The sequence below is a fragment of the Buttiauxella sp. AC038 genome (assembly GCF_979253565.1).
Genome location: NZ_CEEDCQ010000001.1, coordinates 96,115 through 118,970 on the forward strand (window position 1 = coordinate 96,115; position 22,856 = coordinate 118,970).

Below are 22,856 nucleotides of genomic sequence, written 5' to 3' on the forward strand. Positions count from 1 at the left end.
CAATGAGCCAGGGCGAGATACAGCCAAATCCAATGCTTAAGACAGCGGGCTCAGCGTAATTTCTACGCGGCGGTTCTGGGCTTTGCCTTCAGCCGTGCTGTTGCTGGCGATTGGGTTGGCCGGGCCTGCGCCTGTGGTACGCACACGGTTTGCTGCCACACCTTGTGTGATCAGCGCGCTACCCACACCATCTGCACGCTGCTGGGAAAGCTTCATATTCAGCTCCTGGCTGCCGGTGCTGTCAGTGTAACCAACGATATTAACCGCAGTTTTTGGGTATTCTTTTAATACCATTGCCACGCCGGTCAGGGTATTCGCGCCAGCCGGTTTCAGTGTTGCGCTGCTGCTGTCGAAGGTGACATTGTTTGGCATATTAAGCACGATGTTGTCGCCACTACGCGTCACACTCACGCCCGTTCCCTGCATTTTTTCACGAAGTTTCGCTTCCTGCACATCCATGTAATAACCAACGCCACCACCTAATGCAGCACCTGCTGCGGCACCAATCAGTGCACCTTTGCCGCGATCTTTTTTAGATGAGGAGAGTGCGCCAACGCCTGCGCCTACCAGCGAGCCAATACCGGCTCCAATGCCTGATTTCCCTGCTTCACGTTCGCCGGTGTAAGGGTTGGTAGTACAACCAGAAACTGCTAACGTGCCGCAAACAATGGCGGCAATCATCATGACGCGTTTTTTCATCTCATTTCCTTTGTGAATTTAATAACTCAACCGCGACTTCAGCGGCGGTTGATTATGCCGTGTGAATGTGTAGAAATTTCTATAGAGTCGTCTGAATTTGTAAACAAAATATTGAGTGGCCATCAGGCCGCCACCTGCACAACACCTGCAAATAAGGGAGCCCGAATTGGCTAACGTATTCTCATCAAACAAGAAAATTCTAACTGCCGCACACTGGGGCCCGATGATAGTTGAAACTGATGGAGAGCGAGTCCTCGCTTCCAGAGGGGCATTGGAAACCGGGCATGAGAATTCACTGCAAAGCGCAGTTCCAGACCAGGTACACAGTAAAGCCCGTGTGCAGTATCCCATGGCCAGGAAAGGTTTTCTTGCCTCACCCGAAGCACCACAAGGTGTGCGGGGTGAAGATGAGTATGTGCGCATCAGTTGGGGTGAAGCGCTCCAGTTGATTCACCAGCAGCACCAACGCATTCGCACGACTTATGGGGCAGCTTCCATTTTTGCGGGTTCCTACGGCTGGCGCTCCAATGGCGTACTTCATAAAGCGGCGACATTATTGCAGCGCTATATGAGTCTCGCGGGCGGTTATACCGGGCACCTGGGCGATTACTCAACCGGTGCTGCGCAGGTCATCATGCCGTATGTGGTTGGCTCAAATGAGGTTTATCAGCAGCAAACTAGCTGGCCGTTGGTGCTGGAGCACAGCGATGTGGTGGTGCTGTGGAGCGCCAACCCATTGAACACGCTGAAGATTGCCTGGAATGCCAGCGACGAACAGGGCGTGAGGTTTTTTGAGCAACTGAAAAACAGCGGTAAAACCGTGATCGCCATTGATCCGATGCGATCGGAAACGGTGGATTTCTTTGGTGAAAATGCCCAGTGGATTGCTCCAAATATGGGAACTGATGTCGCGCTGATGTTGGGTATCGCGCATACGCTGGTTAAACACGGCTGGCACGATACTGACTTCCTGGCGCGCTGTACTCATGGCTACGATAAATTCGCCGCTTATTTGACGGGCGAATTAGACGGTCAGCCGAAAAACGCCGAGTGGGCAGCGAAGATTTGCGGTGTGCCGGTGCAAACCATTGAATACCTGGCGCAGGTATTTAGCCGCAATCGCACCATGCTGATGTCGGGCTGGGGGATGCAGCGCCAGCAGTATGGCGAGCAAAAGCACTGGATGTTGGTCACGCTTGCAGCGATGCTGGGGCAAATTGGTACGCCGGGCGGCGGTTTTGGTTTGTCTTATCACTTTGCGAACGGTGGCAACCCAACGCGGCGCGCGGCGGTGCTGGGTTCAATGCAGGGAACGGTGGCCAACGGTACTGATGCTGTCGAGAAAATCCCGGTGGCACGCATTGTTGAAGCGCTGGAACACCCAGGTGGCGAGTATCAGCATAATGGGCAGCAAAAAACATTCCCGGATATTCGCATGCTCTGGTGGGCGGGTGGCGGTAATTTTACCCACCATCAAGATACCAATCGTCTGATCAAAGCCTGGCAGAAACCGGAGTTGGTCGTTATTTCCGAATGCTTCTGGACGGCGGCCGCAAAACACGCAGATATTGTGTTGCCGATCACCACATCGTTTGAGCGCAATGATTTAACGATGACCGGTGATTACAGTAACCAGCATTTAGTGCCGATGAAGCAGGTCGTTTCCCCACAAGGGGAGGCGCGCAATGATTTCGATGTTTTTGCCCAACTCAGTGCATTGTGGGAAGAGGGTGGCGAAGCCCGTTTTACTGAAGGAAAAACCGAGCTGCAATGGCTGGAAGAGTTCTATGACATTGCGCGCAAGCGCGGTGCGACGCAGCAGATAGAACTGCCGGAATTTAAACAGTTCTGGGAAGTTAACCAGCTGATAGAAATGCCGGAAAGTGAAAAGAACGCCGCTTTTATTCGTTTCGCTGATTTCCGCCATGATCCGCAGGCTAATCCATTAAAAACACCAAGCGGGAAAATCGAAATTTATTCCGAGCGTATTGCCAGTTTTGGTTACGCTGATTGCCCTGCGCATCCGACCTGGCTTGCGCCAGACGAATGGCAAGGCAATGCGCAGTCCGGTCAGCTTCAACTGCTTTCATCTCATCCGGCACATCGCCTGCACAGCCAGCTTAACTATTCGGCGCTGCGTGATAAATACGCGATTGCCGGACGTGAGCCGTTAACACTGCATCCAAAAGATGCGGCTGAACGTGGCATTGCGGATGGTGATTTAGTGCGTGTCTGGAATGCGCGTGGGCAGGTGCTGGTGGGTGCGCTGGTAACAGAAGGCATAAAGCCTGGAGTGGTCTGTATTCACCAAGGGGCGTGGCCTGATTTAGACGACGAAAAGCTGTGTAAAAACGGTGCGGTGAATGTGCTGACGCTTGATATTCCGACTTCGCGCCTGGCAAATGGCTGTGCTGCAAACTCGTCGCTGGTATGGGCCGAAAAGTATCTCGGCCCGGTACCGGAAGTTACGGCATTTGTTCCGCCTGCCAGCTCATAATCCAGGTCGGGTGGTGCGTTTCGTTTTGCCAGGCGCTTTCTTCAATGCGAAAGCCCTGGTGATGATAGAAATGCACTGCCCGATGATTCTTCTGGTAAACCTCAAGGCTCAGTGAGGGATAAAGCGCTTTGACGTGCTCCATCAACGCTTGCCCAATTCCCTTGCCAATAAAAGGTTCGCTAACAAACAATGCGCCAATAAATAGCGAATCCAGCACGCTAATAAATCCCACCATTTTGTCCTGATGCAGATAAACCCAGGTCGCAGATTGCGGAATATAAACATTCCGTACGATGGACTCACTTTCGTGCCAGTAATTTTCGCTAATAAATGGATGAGCCTGAATCGTGCTGGCAAGCCAGATTTCAATCAGTTCATCCATTTCACCAGGCTGTAGGCGGCGAATCATTTGAGATTATCGGGATGGCAGAAGCAAGTGGTGACGTGGTCATTGACCAGCCCACAGGCCTGCATAAACGAGTAGCAAATGGTTGACCCGACGAACTTAAAGCCGCGTTTTTTCAGCGCTTTTGATAACGCGTCGGACGCGGGGGTGGTGGTAGGGATTTCTGCAAGCGTTGCCGCCTGTGTAATCTGCGCCTGGTTATCGACAAACGACCAGACAAACTCCGGGAATTTCTCACCGTTGGCTTCCATCGCCAGATACGCTTTCGCGTTATTGATGATGGCTTCTATTTTCCCGCGATGGCGGATAATACCGGCATCCTGTACCAGTTCGTCTACGTCTTCCGGTTGCAGTAAAGCCACGGCCTGCGGATCGAAATTTTTAAAGCAGCGACGGTAGTTTTCGCGTTTTTTCAGCACGGTTATCCATGATAAACCGGCCTGTTGTCCTTCAAGGCAAATCATCTCAAACAGGTGTTGCCCGTCAGTCATCGGCACACCCCATTCCTTATCGTGATACTCAATATAGAGCGGGTCATTTGATACCCATCCACAACGCAGCATACGTTTCTCCTTTGATGAAATTTCTCGTGCCAACTTGACGTGCGAAATAAAGCGACAATAGTTAATTCAGGGCCATCTTGATACACCATGAGTTAATTAGGGGTTATCCGCAAGCCCGACAAAAAGACTAATAATATCGCCGGATTTGGCTCTTTTCTGGAGTCGTTTTGATGATCAAAATTATACGCAGTGGTCGCCGTGTCACTTTCTCCACGGTGCTGGCTTTGTGTTGCCTGTCACACGCTACGAATGTATTTGCCTGGCAACAAGAATATGTCGCCGAAGAAACTTCGGGCGAAGCGCAGGATCGTTACACTTGGGACAGTAATCGCCAACCAAGCTACAACGATATTCTCGCAGAAAGGATCAATTCTTCTTTTACCTCCCAAAACCAGGAGGGGCTGATGCTCGTTTCTGGTAACGATAATATTAGCGCTGATACCTCACGTTTGGGCATCGGCTGGAATATCTCTTTGCCTGGCAATATTACAACCGGCCCGACAGCAAAATACAGTTGGGATGGCACAACGCCCGGAATTTATAACGAGTATGGCGACACGGCTGTCGCAGCGCGATTTACCGATCAACTCTGGCATGCCAGCGTCTCTACTGTGGGTTGGCGTATGGATTCCTCGGTAGGCTATCTGCGCCCGTGGGCACAAGTTAGTTATAACCATCAGTATGGTGAAAATCTCTGGAAGGCACAGTCAGGACTACGAGCAAATGTCGTGCCGAGTCAGGACGCAAGCTGGATGGATGTGACCGTGGGTGCCGATATGCCAATTGGTAAAAATATGGCAGCGTTTGCTTCTATGTCACAAGCCGAAGGATTAACGACAGGTGAGGCATATATTTATAATGTTGGCGTTAGCGCGCGCTTCTGATCATTAATGTAACCTTGAACTGATATATTTAACATTTAATAATCAGTGTTTACGCACCTTATATTGATAGTAGGCACTAACTTTATTGATTTTGAATTAACGTCCAGGTCATTCATTCCCTCTCAGGTGCATTTCATTCCGGCCTGAGTGCACTTCATGCCTTTTTCTCCTGGAATAAAATGCACTTCGTTACTCTTGGCAGCAGAAGATTTCTCTTAAATTTTGCGGACATCTGCCATGAATAATTCTACCTACAACCGTACTCGTTGGTTAACTCTGATCGGCACCATCATTACCCAGTTTGCATTGGGTTCCGTTTATACCTGGAGCTTGTTCAACAGCGCACTGTCGCAAAAGCTGGGTGAGCCAATCAGCCAGGTGGCATTTTCCTTTGGTTTATTAAGCCTTGGCCTTGCGATTTCCTCTTCCGTTGCGGGCAAATTGCAGGAACGTTTTGGTGTACGCAAAGTAACGATGGCGGCAGGTGTTCTGCTGGGTGTCGGCTTTTTCCTGACCGCACATTCCAATAACTTGCTGATGCTGTGGTTGAGTGCCGGTGTGCTGGTGGGCCTGGCCGATGGTGCGGGTTACCTGTTAACACTCTCCAACTGCGTGAAATGGTTCCCGGAGCGTAAAGGCCTGATTTCCGCATTCGCCATTGGCTCTTACGGCCTCGGCAGCCTGGGTTTCAAATATATCGATACCCATTTACTGGCAACTTACGGCCTTGAAAGCACCTTTATGATTTGGGGTGGCCTGGCGATGGTGATGATTCTTCTCGGTTCATTACTGATGAAAGATGCCCCATTGCAGGAAGTTAAAACCGCGAATGGTGTGGCCGAAAAAGATTACACCCTTGCAGAATCTATGCGTAAGCCACAGTACTGGATGCTGGCTATCATGTTCCTGACTGCCTGCATGAGTGGTTTGTATGTTATCGGTGTAGCAAAAGATATCGCACAAGGCATGGTGCATTTGACTGCTGAGTCTGCGGCAAACGCGGTAACCGTTATCGCGATTGCTAACCTGAGTGGCCGCCTGGTGCTGGGTATTCTGTCCGATAAGATTGCTCGTATCCGCGTTATCACTATCGGCCAGGTTATTTCTTTGGTCGGCATGGCTGCACTGTTGTTTGCCCCACTTAACGAAGCGACTTTCTTTGCAGCGATTGCCTGTGTAGCGTTTAACTTCGGCGGCACCATCACCGTTTACCCATCACTGGTGAGCGAGTTCTTTGGTCTGAATAACCTGACTAAAAACTACGGTGTGATTTACTTAGGCTTCGGTATCGGCAGCATCTGCGGTTCGATTATCGCTTCCATCTTCGGCGGCTTCTACGTGACCTTCTGCGTCATCTTTGCCTTGCTGATTTTGTCTCTGGCGATTTCCACCACCATCCGCACTCCAGCGCGCGAAGTTTATCAAGAAGCTCACGCTTGATAGCGAGCCATTAATGCCGCAAACCATGCCGCCGGGACGTTATACGGCGGCATCATTAATTGTGAAATCCCCTGTTCTATAATGCCTTCCGCTTGTGCTTTTAAGATCTCATTCCCTCGTTGTAATCCTGCCAACTGAATGCGTTTTTCTATCAAGTAGACCCGGGCAAAGTGTGGGTCGTAGCGCAAAATTTCACGCGTGTTATCGATGATGTCAGCCAGTTTGATGGTTTGCGCCTCGAGGCTTGCGTTGGCGGTATGCAGGAAGTGAGCACGTTTACGATGCATACGATTGGTGCCGGGGAGTTGTTCAGGGTTGGTGACCATTGCCACCAGAGTTGCCACATCCGGACCAAAGTGCTCCTGAATGTCGATAAGCGTGGTACCGGTATCCTCAACAGTGTCGTGCAACCAGGCTGCCGCGAGCACTTCCTCAATAGGAGAAACGCTTCTGACTATCTCCACCACGGCTGCGGGATGGACGATATATGGCTCAAGTGTATATTTGCGGCGCTGATCGCAAGCTGCATGAGCCTTTGTTGCATATCGGCGTGCGCGTTCTTCTAAAGACAGCATAACTACCTCTCTGCATCACCAATATTGCCTGATATGTTCCATAACCCACCTGTGTTGAGCCAGCATGAGATATGTAAACAACCGTGTGGATCACTAATTTTGCCGATACTTTTTACTCTCCCTATGTTCTACTAATCCGCGCCAAAAATTGGCTAAGAATCATCCTGATTCGGACTCTATTTTTTATTGCTCAGAATTTTCTTCACCAGGGGGAGTCTGAGTGATGTTTATAACATCTCTTTTTTGCATTATTTTTTCGGACAACCTGCATGAATTACATTAAATCGATGACCCAGCAGAAACTCTGTTTTCTGTTAGCGGTATACATCGGCATATTTTTGAACCTTTCGGTTTTTTATAATCGTTTCATGGGCTTTGCTCAGGACTTTAGTCGCCTGAAAGGTTTCTCCATGGTCGCAGAGGTCGTGGCTTGTGTACTGGTCACTTTCTTTTTATTCCGTGTGTTATCCCTGTTTGGCCGTACCGTCTGGCGAATCCTCGCTACATTAATCGTGTTGTGCTCCGTTGGTGCCAGCTATTACATGACGTTGCTTAACGTCGTTATTGGCTACGGTATTATCGCCTCGGTTATGACCACAGATATCGACCTCTCGAAAGAAATTGTCGGCTATCAATTCGTATTGTGGATGGTTTTGGTCAGTGCTATTCCGTTGGTACTTATCTGGGGAAGCAAAACACGCGATACCCTGCTTAACCAATTGAAAACCCCAGGTCAGCGCATCAAAAACGTGGCCATTGTGCTGTTGGCTGGACTGATGGTTTGGGCACCACTGCGTTTACTTGATAAACAACAAAATCGTACAGAAAAACGCTCCACGGTAGATATGCCAAGCTACGGCGGCGTGGTGGCTAACTCTTATCTGCCATCAAACTGGGTCTCAGCGTTGGGTCTTTTTGCTTGGGCTCAGGCTGATGAGTCCAACGACAATAGTTCGTTGCTCAACCCAGCGAAGAAGTTTACGTATGTCGCGCCAAAAGAGCTCGATGATACCTATGTTGTGTTTGTGATTGGCGAAACCACTCGCTGGGATCACATGGGTATTCTGGGCTATGACCGTGACACCACACCAAAACTCGCCCAGGAGAAAAACCTGGTCGCGTTCAGAGGTGAATCTTGCGATACCGCGACTAAGCTTTCGCTGCGTTGTATGTTCGTGCGTGAAGGCGGGACGGAAGAGAATCCGCAGCGTACTCTGAAAGAGCAGAACGTCTTTGCGGTACTTAAACAGCTTGGTTTCAGCTCAAACCTTTTTGCGATGCAAAGTGAAGTCTGGTTCTACGGCAACACCATGGCAGATAACTTCTCTTACCGTGAGCAGATTGCCGCTGAACCGCGGAACCGCGGTAAGCAAGTCGATGACATGCTGCTGGTCGAAGAGATGAAACGTTCTGTGGACGAGCATCCTAACGGCAAGCATTTGATTGTGCTGCACACCAAAGGCTCGCACTTCTCTTACGTGCAACGTTACCCACGCAGCTACGCGAAATGGACTCCAGAGTGCGTCAGCATTGATAAAGAGTGCAGCAAAGAGCAGCTGATTAACGCTTTTGATAACTCGGTGTTGTATACCGATAGCGTGCTTGAACAAGTGATTTCTGAGCTGCGTGATAAGCGTGCGATTATTTTCTATGCCTCTGACCATGGTGAGTCTATCGACGAGCACAAACACCTGCACGGTACACCACGTAAAATGGCTCCACCTGAGCAGTTCCGTGTGCCGTTGCTGGTTTGGGCATCTGATAAATATCTGGAAAACCCGGATCGCGCACGTGAGTTTGCACATATGCAGGAACAGGCGAAAATGAAGGTGCCGCACCGCCATGTTGAGCTGTATGACACCATCATGGGTTGTCTGGGCTATACATCTCCAGACGGTGGTATTAACCAGAACAACAACTGGTGCCATGTGCCCGAAAAGAAAGCCGCACAGTAACTTTTTAGCCACATGTGCTGGAATTTAAAGCAAACAGACAGGATTTTCAGTTTCAGGGATTGACGGGTAAAACGGTGCGCAGTAAGATGCGCTCCGCATTCGGCGAGTAGCGCAGCTTGGTAGCGCAACTGGTTTGGGACCAGTGGGTCGGAGGTTCGAATCCTCTCTCGCCGACCAAATTCAAGAAAACCCAACCGCAAGGTTGGGTTTTTTTACGTCTGTAGTTTATGAGGATGAGAATCTCCGCAGGAGGTTTGAGCCGAGCGCAGCGAGACAACGTTGCTTCAGCAACGGCCCGCAGGGAATAATCCTCTCTCGCCGACCAAATTTAGAAAAAGCCAACCTTCGGGTTGGCTTTTTTGCATCTGTAGTTTGAAGAGGATGAGAATCTCCGCAGGAGGTTTGAGCCGAGCGTAGCGAGACAACGTTGCTTCAGCAACGGCCCGTAGGGGAATAATCCTCTCTCGCCGACCAAATTCAAGAAAACCCAACCGCAAGGTTGGGTTTTCTTACGTCTGTAGTTTACCGCCACGCATCTGACATCTCGCTCACCCGCCCCACGTTAAACCCCTAACCTTGTAAAAATATCCGCTTCATCGTCCAACATCTGTCTTTATATGCTTTTGTGACATTTCCCATCGTATTTTGTTATGGAAAATCGTGGGTTAATACGCCATTGCTTATGTTTCATACCAGCATGATTCGCTGTAAGAGATATAGATCACAAAACTTATCGTTCAGATAATCAGCATCTGGCAAGAAATTTTACAGAAATAGCACAACTGCATACCACTCCCGCTCGTCTTTTAATCAGTGGATAATTCTGGTTACATGGCAGTAGCATAAATTTCCCTGCTGGAAACAGAGCGGCTGGCTTTTTTTAAACTTTGTTCGCTGATTCTCACCTCGGTTGTAAATCCCCGTTACCTATATTGACGTTTTACTCATCTATTGACAGATTGTAGGGCGTGAGGGGCAAATTATGGACAGTCCGCACTACCACACAGCTAGCCTGACGAAAGGAACACCTGGCCTCACTACCGCCTCCGGGCATACCGAACGGACCGCACACAAATAACAAAGGTCTAACGGAAAAAACAACACGACATATGTCCCCGAATTATTTCTTGCTGTAGCACTGCGGTAACTGAACAAATCATTGTGAGCTTACTTGAGTACGCGATCGGTGTGAGTAAAGGCAGCCCGTAAAGCCGTGGCAAGAAAGATAAAGGGAACATCACAACGGAGCAGAAGAATGAGTCTTTCCTTGAAGAAGTCAGGGATGCTGAAGTTTGGTCTGAGCCTGGTGGCCTTGACCGTAGCAGCTAGCGTTCAGGCAAAAACCCTGGTTTATTGCTCAGAAGGTTCCCCAGAAGGTTTTAACCCGCAGTTGTTCACCTCTGGTACAACTTACGATGCCAGTTCAGTGCCAATCTATAACCGCTTGGTCGAGTTCAAAACTGGTACCACTGAAATTATCCCGGGCCTTGCTGAGAAATGGGAAGTCAGTGCAGACGGTAAAACCTATACCTTCCACCTTCGTTCAGGTGTGAAGTGGCAAGACAACAAAGATTTCAAACCAACGCGCGATCTGAATGCTGATGACGTCGTGTTTTCTTTTGATCGTCAGAAAAATGCCAACAACCCGTATCACAAAGTTTCTGGCGGCAGCTACGAATACTTCGAAGGCATGGGTTTATCTGACCTGATCAGCGAAATTAAGAAAGTGGACGACAATACCGTTCAGTTCGTGCTGACTCGTCCAGAATCACCATTCCTGGCCGATCTCGCCATGGACTTCGCCTCTATTCTTTCCAAAGAATATGCTGACAACATGATGAAAGCCGGTACGCCAGAAAAAACTGACCTGAACCCAATCGGTACCGGTCCGTTCCAGCTGCTGCAATACCAGAAAGATTCTCGCATTCTGTACAAAGCGTTCCCAGGCTACTGGGGCACCAAGCCGCAGATCGACCGTCTGGTCTTCTCCATCACGCCTGATGCGTCTGTGCGTTACGCCAAACTGCAGAAAAACGAGTGCCAGGTTATGCCGTATCCAAACCCGGCTGACATCGCTCGCATGAAACAAGATAAGAGCATCAACTTGATGGAACAGGCTGGCCTGAACGTGGGTTACTTGTCCTTCAACACCGAGAAAAAACCGTTTGATGACGTGAAAGTTCGTCAGGCGCTGACTTATGCGGTGAACAAAGAAGCGATCATCAAAGCGGTTTATCAAGGCGCAGGCACTGCGGCTAAAAACCTGATCCCACCAACCATGTGGGGCTACAACGATGACGTCAAGGATTACACCTATGATCCTGAGAAAGCAAAAGCGCTGCTGAAAGAATCCGGCCACGCTGACGGCTTCACCGTTGATCTGTGGGCAATGCCAGTACAGCGTCCGTACAACCCGAACGCTCGCCGTATGGCTGAGATGATTCAGGCTGACTGGGCGAAAGTCGGTGTGACCGCCAAAATCGTAACTTACGAGTGGGGCGAGTACCTGAAACGCGCTAAAGCCGGTGAACACCAGGCTGTGATGATGGGTTGGACTGGCGACAATGGGGACCCGGATAACTTCTTCGCGACTCTATTCAGCTGTGCCGCAGCAAAAGACGGTTCTAACTACTCTCGCTGGTGCTACAAGCCGTTTGAAGACCTGATTCAACCTGCGCGTGCCACAGACGATCACAACAAGCGTATCGAGCTGTACAAGCAAGCTCAGGTCGTGATGCATGACCAGGCTCCGGCGCTGATCGTTGCTCACTCCACGGTATATGAGCCAGTGCGCAAAGAAGTGAAAGGTTATGTGGTTGACCCATTGGGCAAACACCACTTTGAGAACGTGTCTGTCGAATAATAAATAACAGTAGCGTGCTTTATTCCCTCTCCCAATGGGGAGAGGGTGAAAGATTTGTGAGCAATACAGACTGAAGGCTGCAAGGCTTTCAGTCACTACAGAGAATCCGGGTTATGTTGCAGTTCATCCTCCGACGTCTGGGGCTAGTTATCCCCACTTTTATCGGTATTACCCTTCTTACCTTCGCCTTCGTGCATATGATTCCCGGTGACCCGGTGATGATTATGGCCGGTGAGCGCGGTATCTCTCCTGAACGTCATGCTCAGTTGTTGGCTGAACTTGGCCTCGACAAGCCTATGTGGCAGCAATACGTCCATTATATTTGGGGCGTGATGCACGGCGACTTGGGCATTTCGTTAAAAAGCCGTCTTCCTGTGTGGGACGAGTTCGTACCGCGTTTTAAAGCGACCATGGAACTCGGTGTCTGCGCGATGTTGTTTGCCGTTGCCGTGGGTATTCCGGTTGGCGTGCTGGCTGCGGTTAAACGTGGTTCCGTGTTTGACCACACCTCTGTGGGCCTTGCGCTGACAGGCTACTCAATGCCTATTTTCTGGTGGGGTATGATGTTAATCATGCTGGTTTCCGTCTACTGGAACCTCACCCCGGTATCAGGGCGCGTCAGCGATACGGTATTCCTCGACGACACCTTGCCCCTCACCGGTTTCATGCTGATAGACACCGCCATATGGGGTGAGCCGGGCGACTTCATTGATGCGGTGATGCATATGATATTGCCAGCCGTGGTGCTCGGCACTATCCCGCTGGCGGTTATTGTGCGTATGACTCGTTCTTCAATGCTGGAAGTACTCGGTGAAGACTACATCCGTACCGCTCGTGCGAAGGGCCTGACGCGTATGCGCGTCATCGTGGTTCATGCGCTGCGCAACGCCATGCTGCCAGTTGTGACGGTTATCGGCCTGCAAGTCGGTACGTTGCTGGCGGGTGCCATCCTGACGGAAACCATCTTCTCCTGGCCGGGCCTTGGCCGCTGGCTGATTGATGCATTGCAACGTCGTGACTACCCGGTAGTACAGGGCGGCGTATTGTTGGTCGCGACGATGATTATCCTCGTGAACCTGATCGTCGACTTACTGTACGGCGTGGTGAACCCGCGTATACGCCATAAGAAATAAGGGGCCATCATGACGCAATTAACTGAAAACAAAGTGGTAGCGGCGCCAGTTCCTATGACGCCATTCCAGGAATTCTGGCACTACTTTAAACGTAACAAAGGGGCGGTCATCGGCCTGGTGTATGTCACCGCGATGATCTTGATCGCCATATTCGCCAACGTGCTCGCACCACACGGCCCGGCAGAACAGTTCCGTGATTCACTGCTGCACCCACCGGTCTGGCAGGATGGCGGCAGTTGGCAGTTCCTGCTCGGTACTGACGACGTAGGCCGCGACATCATGGCTCGCCTGATGTACGGCGCGCGTCTGTCGCTGCTGGTAGGTTGCCTGGTGGTTTTGCTGTCGCTGATTATGGGCGTGGTGCTCGGCCTGGTGGCAGGTTACTTCGGTGGCATTATCGACAACATTATTATGCGTGTTGTCGACATTATGCTGGCGCTGCCGAGTTTGCTGTTGGCGCTGGTACTGGTGGCGATTTTCGGTCCGTCGATAGTCAACGCTTCGTTGGCGCTCACCTTCGTCGCCTTGCCGCACTATGTGCGACTGACGCGTGGTGCGGTGCTGGTGGAAGTGAACCGCGATTACGTAACCGCTTCGCGCGTTGCGGGTGCAGGTTCCATGCGTCAGATGTTCATCAACATTCTGCCAAACTGTCTTGCACCGCTTATCGTGCAGGCCTCACTTGGCTTCTCTAACGCCATTCTCGATATGGCCGCTCTCGGCTTCCTGGGCATGGGTGCGCAACCGCCAACACCGGAGTGGGGCACAATGCTTTCCGATGTGTTGCAGTTCGCACAAAGTGCCTGGTGGGTGGTCACCTTCCCTGGTGTCGCCATCCTGCTGACGGTGCTGGCATTTAACCTGATGGGTGACGGGCTGCGTGATGCACTCGATCCTAAACTCAAGCAGTAAAGGGCTACGTAATGGCGTTATTGAATGTAAATAAATTATCGGTGCATTTCGGCGACGAAAAGACACCGTTCCGTGCCGTAGACCGCGTGAGTTACAGCGTAAATCAAGGCGAAGTTGTCGGTATCGTTGGGGAATCTGGCTCCGGTAAATCGGTCAGCTCGCTGGCGATTATGGGGCTGATTGATTACCCAGGCCGCGTGATGGCCGAAAAGCTGGAGTTTAACGGCCAGGATCTGCAAAAGATTTCTGAGAAAGAACGTCGCAACCTGGTCGGCGCCGAAGTGGCGATGATCTTCCAGGACCCGATGACCAGCCTCAACCCTTGCTACACCGTTGGTTTCCAGATTATGGAAGCCATCAAAGTGCACCAGGGCGGCAACAAGAAAACCCGCGTTCAGCGAGCGATCGACCTGCTGAACCTGGTGGGTATTCCCGATGCGGCTTCGCGTCTGGACGTCTACCCGCACCAGCTTTCCGGCGGTATGAGCCAGCGCGTCATGATCGCGATGGCGATTGCCTGTCGCCCTAAGCTGTTGATTGCCGATGAACCGACAACCGCACTGGATGTGACCATCCAGGCGCAAATCATCGAACTGTTACTGGAACTCCAGCAGAAAGAGAACATGGCGCTGATTCTTATCACCCATGACCTCGCGCTGGTGGCTGAAGCGGCACACAAAATCATCGTGATGTACGCCGGGCAAGTGGTGGAAACGGGGGCTTCGCAAGATATCTTCCGTGCGCCGCGTCACCCGTACACTCAGGCGTTGCTGCGTGCGCTGCCTGAGTTTGCACAGGACAAAGCGCGTCTGGCCTCGCTGCCGGGTGTGGTCCCGGGTAAGTACGACCGCCCGAACGGCTGCCTGCTCAACCCACGCTGCCCGTATGCCACCGAAAAATGTCGCAGCATAGAGCCAGAACTGAATATAGTGGATAACGGGCGTCAGTCCAAATGCCACTTCCCACTCGATGATGCCGGGAGGCCAACGCTATGAGTACCGATAAGGCCACCGCGCAACCTCTGTTGCAGGCCATCGACCTGAAAAAACACTATCCGGTGAAGAAGGGATTTTTCGGCCAGGAACGCCTGGTAAAAGCGCTGGATGGCGTTTCATTTGAACTCGAACGCGGCAAAACGCTGGCCGTGGTAGGCGAGTCTGGCTGTGGTAAATCCACGCTGGGCCGCCTGCTGACGATGATCGAAATCCCGACCGGTGGTGAACTGTATTATCAGGGCCAGGATCTGCTTAAGCCTGATGAAACAGCTGAAAAGCTGCGTCGCCAGAAAATCCAGATCGTGTTCCAGAACCCGTATGGCTCGCTGAACCCACGTAAAAAAGTGGGGCAAATCCTTGAAGAGCCACTGCAAATCAACACCAACCTGAGCAAAGCCGAACGCCGTGAAAAATCGCTGGCGATGATGGCGAAAGTTGGCCTGAAAACCGAGCATTACGACCGCTACCCGCATATGTTCTCCGGCGGCCAGCGCCAGCGTATCGCTATCGCCCGTGGCCTGATGCTCGACCCGGACGTGGTGATCGCCGATGAACCGGTTTCTGCTCTCGACGTTTCCGTGCGAGCGCAGGTGTTGAACCTGATGATGGACTTGCAGCAGGAAATGGGGCTGTCTTATGTGTTTATCTCCCACGATTTGTCTGTGGTTGAACACATCGCCGACGAAGTGATGGTGATGTATCTGGGGCGCTGTGTAGAGAAAGGGACGAAAGATCAGATCTTCTCAAACCCACTCCATCCGTACACTCAGGCACTGCTTTCTGCGACACCTCGTCTGAATCCGGACGACCGCCGCGAACGCATCAAACTTACCGGTGAACTGCCAAGCCCGCTGAACCCGCCTCCAGGCTGCGCGTTCAACGCCCGCTGCCGCCGCCGTTTTGGGCCGTGCACGCAGTTGCAACCGCAGCTCAAAGAGTACGGCGGCCAACTGGTGGCGTGTTTCGCTGTTGATCAGGATGAGAACGGGGAAATTCGTTAACAAGAGTGTGAGCATGGAAGCTCTGTTGATTTCCGTTCAGCCGAACGTTTGGTTATCTCTGTAAGCGTTGTAAATGGTGAACGTGCCAGGTGGCTCATGCTGTACTGAACGCCAGCCCCCTGGCGACCCCCGCGCCCGGCAAGTAAATCGCTGCTGCGCGGTAAACCCCGATTATTTCCCCAACACTCAGGGGCGTTCGCGACTCGTTCCAGGCGATCGCTCGGTTTTACTGTCGGTTGTCCATTCGCCGCGAATGGGGCGGGAAAACTCAGAAATCGCGGAAGGTGTTCCTGGGGTGGACTACCGCTTACATGCCATCTTCTATCGCATCCGCGATAACGATATTTTTATCCTCAGAATATTGCATCATAAAATGGAGCCGTTAGTGCATTTTAGTGAACTTTAGATCGTTAAAACTACATGCCCCTATCGACCAAATTCAGGGATTATAGTTCCGCACAAAGCGGAAGGTTGAGGTGAGGGCGACAAGTTTCTTTTTCTCCTTAATCCCCATAAATTAACCACACAAAAAGTGGATAATTATCAAAAATAATCCCAGCGATTTCCTTATTGTCATATTCTTCCTACAAATCCTGTCGTATTTGTCCTACAAAACTCCCTAAAAACATTTATTTTCCTAATAAAGTTAATATCCATCGTGAAATATTAGTGGGCTATAAATATTCCTTTATGTGTGTTGAATCACAAAAAAAGTCTGCTACCTTTATCGATCAGAATTAAATGGCGTTTAATCACAAATCTATGCATCTTCATGCTTAGATAGATATAAATAAGAAAAAAAGGTGGAGAAATGACCTCCTGAGCCTATATATTGGCTTGAAATTCCGTCGATTCATCAAAAAAAGAATAATAAAATAAGTAATGATAACGCATGGCAATTAATAATGATTCATGAAGTCAATAAGTCATAATCATTAACTAAAAAACCTTTTTAATAGTATTGGTATAAGCTTTGAATAACTATCTCATCGAAACGTCTTATAAATCATGAGTGTCGCAATGAAAAACTATGATGACTTGCAGCGATTCAAGGATAAGACCCGCACAGGCGCTATCGAATTCAAGGATATGTCGGCGCAAAATCAGCAATCAGAAGCCAGTAACTGGACGATAATTAAACAGTTAATGAATGCTGGCGATGATGATTCTGTGCTTGCTCAGGCCGGGAGTATTTCTGTTCCTGCGCCGCAAGCAGTGAAGGCTGATGAGTTTGATGCCAGCCACTTCAGGCCGATTACGGCACAACCTATCAGTAACACTGCATCACAGGGCTCGATTCTCAATAGCCTGAATAGTGCATTGCCTGAAGCTAAGTCTACGATTTCGCAGCCCGAGCCTGGTAAACCGACCACTAATACATTATTTGAACAACTGGCCCCCGTGGTTGCACCACCTGAACCGGTTATAGAACCTATAAAAGAAATCGTGAAACCTGCCGCTGTTTCAGCGCCGCAGGCCCCTGCGCCGGTAAAAACAGAGCCCGTGCGTTTTGACAAACTGTTCGCACCCAAAGGGAATACGGCGCGGAGTCATCCCGCCAAAGACTTACCGCTGCAACCGTTGCTGGAGATGATTGCGTCATGCCGCTAGTCTGTGTTTGCTCGCCAAAAGGCGGAGTAGGAAAAACCACGGTTACCGCCAATCTGGCGTATGCGTTGGCTCGCGCAGGTAGCAAAGTGTTAGCCATTGATTTTGATGTGCAGAACGCGCTGCGCCTGCACTTTGGTGTGCCTTTGTCTGATGGACGGGGTTATGTCGCGAAAGCCATTGAATCGGCAGACTGGAGCCAGTCAGTTCTGACGGCAGGCAGTAATATGTTTGTACTGCCATATGGTGACGTCACTGAAGATCAAAGACTTGAGTTTGAACAGCGTCTGACTAACGACAGCCACTTTCTGTTACGCGGGTTAAGCACTTTGCTGAACTATCCAGGCCTTGTGATTATTGCTGATTTCCCCCCAGGGCCGAATCCTGCACTGAAAGCCGTATCGCATCTGGCCGACTTGCATCTGGTGACGATGCTTGCGGATACAGCTTCACTTTCCCTATTGCCGCATATTGAAAATCACCGCTTGATTGGCGAGCCGCTAAACAATAAAGCAGGATATTATTTTGTCCTCAACCAAAGTGATAACCGCCGTCATATAAGCCGCGACGTCACTGCATTTATGCAGCAACGTCTTGGCGATCGCCTGCTTGGTGTTATTAACCGCGATGAAAGTGTGGCTGAAGCTAATGCCTCTCAGCAATCAATATTCGATTTCAGCCCAGCTTCCGCTGCGGCTTTTGATATTGAGCTTATTAGTAAACGCGTAGCCGCTCTTCTCGGTATAAAAATTGGTGATGGCGCGGTTCACACCGCCTTAAGAACATCAAATTTCTGACAATCATTCAGGATGTCCTATGAAAAAGGTCCTGTTCTATTTACTGCTATTGGTGTTAGCGCCAATAGCAGTGCTGATCATCATTACGCCTATGGATAGCCAGAAGCAGTATATTTTTGGCTTTATCAGTCTCGCGATAATGTTTGTATTAGGTTTTAGCAAAAAGCACAGCGTGTCGATAATCATGATGCTGGTCTCGGTCTTGATGTCGACGCGTTATATTTATTTTCGCGCCACCCAAACGCTGCACTTTAATTCTGAAATAGAAGCCATCCTCGGAATAGGGCTATTTTTAGCTGAGCTATTTATCTGGGTTATTTTATTACTGAGCTATCTGCAAACTTCTTTCCCGTTAAAGAGAGGGATTGTACCGTTGCCGGACGATACGTCGACCTGGCCGACGGTGGACGTTTATATTCCCAGCTACAACGAAAGCCTCGATGTGGTGCGCGATACCGTACTGGCCGCGCAATGTATCGACTACCCGCGCGATAAGATCAAAATCTATCTGCTCGATGACGGTAAGCGGCGCGAGTTTGCGGTTTTTGCGGCAGGCGTCGGTGTGGGTTACATCACGCGAAACGACAACTCGCATGCCAAAGCCGGTAACCTCAACCACGCCATGAAGCTGACCAAAGGTGAGCTGATTTGCGTCTTTGACTGCGACCACGTAGCCACGCGTATTTTCCTGCAAGCGACGGTTGGCGCATTCCTGAAAGATCCAAAACTGGCACTGTTGCAGACGCCTCACTACTTCTATTCTCCCGATCCGTTTGAACGCAATTTATCGGGTGGACGCAATATCCCTAACGAAGGTTCGTTGTTCTACGGCCCAATTCAGCAAGGTAACGATAACTGGAACGCGACATTCTTCTGTGGCTCTTGCGCCGTTATTCGTCGCAGCGCACTTGAAGAGATTGGTGGATTTGCCGTTGAAACCGTAACTGAAGATGCCCACACCGCGCTGAAGATGCAGCGCCTTGGCTGGAAATCCGCATTCCTGGATATTCCGCTGGCGGCAGGGCTTGCGACTGAGCGCCTGGTGCTGCACGTGATTCAGCGAACCCGCTGGGCGCGCGGCATGACGCAAATATTCCGGATGGATAACCCGTTGTTTGGCCGTGGCCTGACGTGGCAACAGCGCTGCTGTTATCTCAGTGCGATGCTCTACTTCCAGTTCGCTTTGCCGCGTGTGGCGTTTCTCACCGCACCGCTGGCGTATTTGCTGTTTAACCTGAACATCATTCACTCGTCAGCAAGCCTGATTTTCGCTTATGCATTGCCGCACCTGCTGCTCACTATCTATCTGAACTCCCGAATGAACGGGCGTTACCGCTACAGCTTCTGGGGTGAAATTTACGACCTGGTGCTGGCGTTCCACCTGGTTTTGCCAACGGTTATCACGATGATTTTCCCGAAACGCGGCAAGTTCAACGTGACGGACAAAGGTGCGCTGCTGAACGTAGGTTACTTCGATTTCAGCGTGGTGCGACCCCACGTGATTATCGCGGTGTTGCTGACGGTGGCGGTCATCGCCGGGATAGTGCGCGCCTGTGCGCATGATTACTTTGGCGTCGACCCGAACGTTATTGCACTCAACGTTGGTTGGGGCTTGTACAGCCTGGTGTTCTTGCTGGCGGCTATAGCGGTTGCCCGTGAAACGCGCCAGACGCGTAAAACCATCCGTATTGATGTTGAAGTGCCAGTCGTTATTCACTACGCCAGCGGTATCTCATCGCGCAGTAATACACTCGATTTGTCGATGGGTGGCTGCCGAATTGCGGTACCGGATGACCGACACCTCACCGATGAAATCGAAGAGATCGAGCTGCAACTGAAATCCGGTTCAATCAGTATTCCGGTACAAGTGGTTGCCAGCGATGAACAGGCGATTCGCCTGCAGTTTGAAGAGATTCCTCTGGACCGTCGCCGTGAACTGGTGCGTGTGGTTCTGGCGCGTGCTGATGCGTGGATTAACCCGCCAAAGCCGCAGGACAACCCATTCCGTTCCCTGTTAATCATTATTCGTTGTGTATTTGACCTGTTCTGGCTGACGTGGAAATCACGCCGCGAAAATCGCCGTTTACGTCAGGAAGAAGCAAGACGTATGGCAGCTGCTGGCGAGGACAACGTTGCATGAAACGGATGACCTATAAAGTTTGTCAGTTGTTGCTCGCATTTAGTGTACTGACTTCACCGATTATGGCCGAAGAGCCTACGACAGTGGAGTCGTTGCTTCCGGTAGATTTACCGGCTCCGGGGCAAGATGCCGTGGAGTCGCAAGATTCTATGCCAGCACCAGAAACGGTGCCTGTACCCGATCCTGTGCAAGCTCCAACGCCGGTTCCTGCTCCTGCGGCGGCACCATCGGTCTTTGTTCCGGGGAGTGTCAGCAGTATTACTATGGCGCAAATGGGCCAGCCGCGCGGTATTACGCTCAGCGGCGGCCAGTTGCAGGCGGGGATTGATTTCACGCTGCCGTCGGATCAGGTCATTACCAACGCACAATTGGCGCTGAACCTAAAAGTGTCTCCGGCAATGGCGGCACGAAATACTACATTGCAGTTGATGATGAATGGTCAGCCGCTAGGGACTGTTCCGCTGGGTTCTGCCGATAGCGATGTGTCGAGCTACCAGTTGGAAATTCCGGCGGCGATGGTGGTATCGAGTAACAATATCAGCTTCAAAATTAATGATGGCGATGCCTTACTGTGCCTGCGTGACCTGTCAGAAAAATACCAGGTCACCATCATGCCGAATACGCGCCTGGACCTGGAAGGGCAGCAGCTCAATATTGGCGCAGACCTCAGCCATTTCCCACGCCCGTTCTTTGACGCGATGCAAATGACTCCGGCTGCCGTGACATTTGCCTTCCCGGCAAAAACGTTACCAGAGCAAGTGAGTGCTGCGGCATTAGTCGCTTCCTGGTTGGGGATTGAGGCGGATTACCGCGGCATCTCCTTTAACGCATTGCGCGACACACTGCCGGAGAAGAACGGTATTCTGTTTGGTAAATCTGGCGAGCAGATTGGCGGCCTGACGCTGCCAGTCACGCAAAAGCCGATGCTGCAAATTATCGATAATCCAGGCAACCCGGTTTATAAACTGCTGCTGGTAGTGGGTAATTCAGACCAGCAACTGCGTGCTGCGGCATGGCGTTTAACTCAGGGTAAATTCCCTGGGCAAACTGCAAGCACAGCGGTAGAAAACCAGACAATCCCGGTGAGCAAAGCGTATGACGCACCGCGCTGGATACCGACCGATCGCCCGGTGCGTTTGACCGAACTGATGCGCAAAGATCAAAGCCTGACGGCGACGGGCATCTGGCATGAGCCGTTAAGCGTTGCCTTCCGAGCGGCCCCGGACCTGTTCTTATGGGATGGTGAAACCATTCCCGTGAAACTTGGCTACCGCTTCCCAACGGAGAGCTGGATTGATGAAGAGCGTTCTTATCTTTCTCTGACCTTCAACGGCACATTCTTGCACAACCTGCCGGTGAACAAACAAGGCGCGCTGGAAACCCTGTGGCGCAAAGTGGGCGGCGATGCGCGTCAGGAAGATTACAACCTGGCGCTGGAACCGTATTTGATTTACGGCGACAACCAGTTGTCGTTGTACTTCAATATCCAGACCAAAGAAACTGCACCGTGTAGCGTACTGCTCAATAACAACATCAAGAGTCGTATTGATGAAAACTCATCAATTGATTTGAGCAAAACGCGCCACTTCTCGCTGCTGCCAAATCTGTCTTACTTCGTGGGGGCATCGTTCCCGTTCTCACGCTTTGCTGACTTCGCACATACCGTGTTGCTGCTGCCAGAAAACCCAGGTGAGACTGAAATCAGCACACTCCTGAATATGGCGGCACGGTCAGGCAATGCGACCGGAACGTCGCTTAATAATAACGCCGTGATGTTCGGGGTGCCGACGGCGGGTGCCAACCTGCAACGCCTCGAAGAAAGCCACGTGCTTGCGGTTTCTACCATCAACAAAAATACCTTTAACAAAACGCTGTTGGCTCAGTCGCCGTTTACCAGCAACGAACACTCATTCGGTGTGCGTGAACGTTCAATTTGGCAAAAAGTACAAAGCTGGCTTGAAGGCGATTGGGGCTCAACCGGTATTGCCGCCGACCGTTACTTCTCCTCTAACGAGGCATGGCGTGGGTTTGTCAGCTTCCGCTCGCAGTGGAACCCTGACCGCGTGGTGGTGATGGCAATTGGCAGCAATGACGAACAGCTTTCACGCCTTCAGACCGACTTAGCCTCGGCACGCATTAACGCCGGAATTCGTGGTGATGCCTCAATCATTACCGATGAAAACGGCGTGCGCAGCTTCCGGGTTGGCCAACAGTTCCCAAGCGGCCAAATGCCTTGGTACATGATGGTGGTCTGGTATGCCAACCAGCATTCTGCACTGCTGGCCATTTTAGGTTTGTTGTTCGCCACAGTGATTGGCTTGAGCTTGTATGCCTTACTGAAAAAACGCGCGCATAAACGTCTTAATCCTCAGGATGATGGTAAGTAAA

At 51.0% G+C, this 22,856-nt stretch carries 18 protein-coding genes, 1 tRNA gene and 2 other RNA genes; 17 read left to right on the forward strand and 4 right to left on the reverse strand.

The window, feature by feature from the left end; all coding sequences use genetic code 11:
• Nucleotides 1-36 precede the first annotated feature (36 nt).
• Nucleotides 37-699, reverse strand: coding sequence for an OmpA family lipoprotein (locus tag AC0IXI_RS00455; protein WP_034460637.1), 663 nt, complete (start codon nt 697-699; stop codon nt 37-39).
• A gap of 166 nt (nt 700-865) precedes the next feature.
• Between AC0IXI_RS00455 and AC0IXI_RS00460 the strand changes: the two genes are divergently transcribed.
• A complete protein-coding gene (locus AC0IXI_RS00460) occupies nt 866-3,196 on the forward strand; it encodes a molybdopterin guanine dinucleotide-containing S/N-oxide reductase (RefSeq protein WP_471681792.1) in 2,331 nt (776 codons plus the stop codon).
• Here the strand turns inward: AC0IXI_RS00460 and AC0IXI_RS00465 are convergent.
• Complete coding sequence (locus AC0IXI_RS00465) at nt 3,165-3,605, reverse strand: N-acetyltransferase (RefSeq protein ID WP_064514779.1); 441 nt, start codon at nt 3,603-3,605, stop codon at nt 3,165-3,167. The two genes, AC0IXI_RS00460 and AC0IXI_RS00465, sit on opposite strands and share 32 nt — an antisense overlap.
• Nucleotides 3,602-4,165 (reverse strand): DNA-3-methyladenine glycosylase I, encoded by a 564-nt coding sequence (gene tag / locus AC0IXI_RS00470; RefSeq protein WP_064514777.1) that lies wholly within the window; start codon nt 4,163-4,165, stop codon nt 3,602-3,604. The genes AC0IXI_RS00465 and tag overlap by 4 nt, the downstream gene beginning before the upstream one ends.
• A gap of 170 nt (nt 4,166-4,335) precedes the next feature.
• Here tag and AC0IXI_RS00475 point away from each other — a divergent pair, with 170 nt between their 5' ends.
• Entirely contained in the window at nt 4,336-5,049 is a 714-nt protein-coding gene (locus AC0IXI_RS00475) for an autotransporter domain-containing protein (RefSeq protein WP_064514775.1), read from the forward strand.
• Between the two features lie 237 nt (nt 5,050-5,286).
• Nucleotides 5,287-6,489: an L-lactate MFS transporter gene (locus AC0IXI_RS00480; RefSeq protein WP_064514773.1), complete on the forward strand. Its 1,203-nt coding sequence runs from the start codon at nt 5,287-5,289 to the stop codon at nt 6,487-6,489.
• On the opposite strand, the gene AC0IXI_RS00485 is transcribed toward AC0IXI_RS00480, so the two are convergent.
• On the reverse strand, nt 6,480-7,064 hold the full coding sequence (locus AC0IXI_RS00485) for an HD domain-containing protein (protein WP_134185946.1): 585 nt from the start codon (nt 7,062-7,064) through the stop codon (nt 6,480-6,482). The genes AC0IXI_RS00480 and AC0IXI_RS00485 overlap by 10 nt on opposite strands.
• A 269-nt stretch (nt 7,065-7,333) precedes the next feature.
• On the opposite strand from AC0IXI_RS00485, the gene eptB reads away from it, so the two are divergent.
• The 14 genes from eptB to bcsB all read left to right on the forward strand — a co-directional run bounded on the left by eptB (nt 7,334) and on the right by bcsB (nt 22,855).
• Nucleotides 7,334-9,019 carry a kdo(2)-lipid A phosphoethanolamine 7''-transferase gene (eptB, locus tag AC0IXI_RS00490; protein WP_134185944.1) on the forward strand — a complete coding sequence of 562 codons (1,686 nt, stop codon included), beginning with the start codon at nt 7,334-7,336 and terminating at the stop codon, nt 9,017-9,019.
• A gap of 100 nt (nt 9,020-9,119) precedes the next feature.
• Nucleotides 9,120-9,196, forward strand: a tRNA-Pro gene (locus AC0IXI_RS00495).
• A gap of 36 nt (nt 9,197-9,232) precedes the next feature.
• Nucleotides 9,233-9,344: non-coding RNA, RtT sRNA (locus AC0IXI_RS00500), on the forward strand.
• A 35-nt stretch (nt 9,345-9,379) separates the two neighbouring features.
• Nucleotides 9,380-9,493, forward strand: a non-coding RNA gene (locus tag AC0IXI_RS00505) — RtT sRNA.
• Between the two features lie 781 nt (nt 9,494-10,274).
• Complete coding sequence (gene dppA / locus AC0IXI_RS00510) at nt 10,275-11,882, forward strand: dipeptide ABC transporter periplasmic-binding protein DppA (protein ID WP_064514767.1); 1,608 nt, start codon at nt 10,275-10,277, stop codon at nt 11,880-11,882.
• Between the two features lie 113 nt (nt 11,883-11,995).
• The gene (dppB, locus tag AC0IXI_RS00515; RefSeq protein WP_034460620.1) at nt 11,996-13,015 is read left to right on the forward strand and encodes a dipeptide ABC transporter permease DppB; all 1,020 of its coding nucleotides are present in this window, start codon (nt 11,996-11,998) and stop codon (nt 13,013-13,015) included.
• A 9-nt stretch (nt 13,016-13,024) separates the two neighbouring features.
• Complete coding sequence (dppC, locus tag AC0IXI_RS00520) at nt 13,025-13,927, forward strand: dipeptide ABC transporter permease DppC (protein WP_064514764.1); 903 nt, start codon at nt 13,025-13,027, stop codon at nt 13,925-13,927.
• 11 nt (nt 13,928-13,938) lie between these two features.
• On the forward strand, nt 13,939-14,922 hold the full coding sequence (gene dppD, locus AC0IXI_RS00525; RefSeq protein WP_471681793.1) for a dipeptide ABC transporter ATP-binding protein: 984 nt from the start codon (nt 13,939-13,941) through the stop codon (nt 14,920-14,922).
• The gene (gene dppF / locus AC0IXI_RS00530; protein ID WP_064514760.1) at nt 14,919-15,923 is read left to right on the forward strand and encodes a dipeptide ABC transporter ATP-binding subunit DppF; all 1,005 of its coding nucleotides are present in this window, start codon (nt 14,919-14,921) and stop codon (nt 15,921-15,923) included. The genes dppD and dppF overlap by 4 nt, the downstream gene beginning before the upstream one ends.
• Nucleotides 15,924-15,996: 73 nt before the next feature.
• Complete coding sequence (locus AC0IXI_RS00535; protein WP_083962930.1) at nt 15,997-16,329, forward strand: type II toxin-antitoxin system RelE/ParE family toxin; 333 nt, start codon at nt 15,997-15,999, stop codon at nt 16,327-16,329.
• A 614-nt stretch (nt 16,330-16,943) separates the two neighbouring features.
• Complete coding sequence (gene bcsO / locus AC0IXI_RS00540; RefSeq protein ID WP_471681794.1) at nt 16,944-17,534, forward strand: cellulose biosynthesis protein BcsO; 591 nt, start codon at nt 16,944-16,946, stop codon at nt 17,532-17,534.
• Nucleotides 17,525-18,328: a cellulose biosynthesis protein BcsQ gene (gene bcsQ, locus AC0IXI_RS00545; RefSeq protein ID WP_034460607.1), complete on the forward strand. Its 804-nt coding sequence runs from the start codon at nt 17,525-17,527 to the stop codon at nt 18,326-18,328. The genes bcsO and bcsQ overlap by 10 nt, the downstream gene beginning before the upstream one ends.
• Before the next feature lie 19 nt (nt 18,329-18,347).
• Nucleotides 18,348-20,468, forward strand: coding sequence for a UDP-forming cellulose synthase catalytic subunit (gene bcsA / locus AC0IXI_RS00550; RefSeq protein ID WP_471681795.1), 2,121 nt, complete (start codon nt 18,348-18,350; stop codon nt 20,466-20,468).
• Nucleotides 20,465-22,855: a cellulose biosynthesis cyclic di-GMP-binding regulatory protein BcsB gene (bcsB, locus tag AC0IXI_RS00555; RefSeq protein ID WP_064514754.1), complete on the forward strand. Its 2,391-nt coding sequence runs from the start codon at nt 20,465-20,467 to the stop codon at nt 22,853-22,855. Before bcsA ends, bcsB begins: the two co-directional genes overlap by 4 nt.
• Nucleotide 22,856: the final 1 nt, after the last annotated feature.

Coding starts and splice junctions, on each gene's coding strand:
- AC0IXI_RS00455 (WP_034460637.1), bottom strand. CDS start 699: ATGAAAAAACGCGTCATGATGATTGCCGCCATTGTTTGCGGCACGTTA.
- AC0IXI_RS00465 (WP_064514779.1), bottom strand. CDS start 3,605: ATGATTCGCCGCCTACAGCCTGGTGAAATGGATGAACTGATTGAAATC.
- tag (WP_064514777.1), bottom strand. CDS start 4,165: ATGCTGCGTTGTGGATGGGTATCAAATGACCCGCTCTATATTGAGTAT.
- AC0IXI_RS00475 (WP_064514775.1), top strand. CDS start 4,336: ATGATCAAAATTATACGCAGTGGTCGCCGTGTCACTTTCTCCACGGTG.
- AC0IXI_RS00480 (WP_064514773.1), top strand. CDS start 5,287: ATGAATAATTCTACCTACAACCGTACTCGTTGGTTAACTCTGATCGGC.
- AC0IXI_RS00485 (WP_134185946.1), bottom strand. CDS start 7,064: ATGCTGTCTTTAGAAGAACGCGCACGCCGATATGCAACAAAGGCTCAT.
- eptB (WP_134185944.1), top strand. CDS start 7,334: ATGAATTACATTAAATCGATGACCCAGCAGAAACTCTGTTTTCTGTTA.
- dppA (WP_064514767.1), top strand. CDS start 10,275: ATGAGTCTTTCCTTGAAGAAGTCAGGGATGCTGAAGTTTGGTCTGAGC.
- dppB (WP_034460620.1), top strand. CDS start 11,996: ATGTTGCAGTTCATCCTCCGACGTCTGGGGCTAGTTATCCCCACTTTT.
- dppC (WP_064514764.1), top strand. CDS start 13,025: ATGACGCAATTAACTGAAAACAAAGTGGTAGCGGCGCCAGTTCCTATG.
- dppD (WP_471681793.1), top strand. CDS start 13,939: ATGGCGTTATTGAATGTAAATAAATTATCGGTGCATTTCGGCGACGAA.
- dppF (WP_064514760.1), top strand. CDS start 14,919: ATGAGTACCGATAAGGCCACCGCGCAACCTCTGTTGCAGGCCATCGAC.
- AC0IXI_RS00535 (WP_083962930.1), top strand. CDS start 15,997: ATGGTGAACGTGCCAGGTGGCTCATGCTGTACTGAACGCCAGCCCCCT.
- bcsO (WP_471681794.1), top strand. CDS start 16,944: ATGAAAAACTATGATGACTTGCAGCGATTCAAGGATAAGACCCGCACA.
- bcsQ (WP_034460607.1), top strand. CDS start 17,525: ATGCCGCTAGTCTGTGTTTGCTCGCCAAAAGGCGGAGTAGGAAAAACC.
- bcsA (WP_471681795.1), top strand. CDS start 18,348: ATGAAAAAGGTCCTGTTCTATTTACTGCTATTGGTGTTAGCGCCAATA.
- bcsB (WP_064514754.1), top strand. CDS start 20,465: ATGAAACGGATGACCTATAAAGTTTGTCAGTTGTTGCTCGCATTTAGT.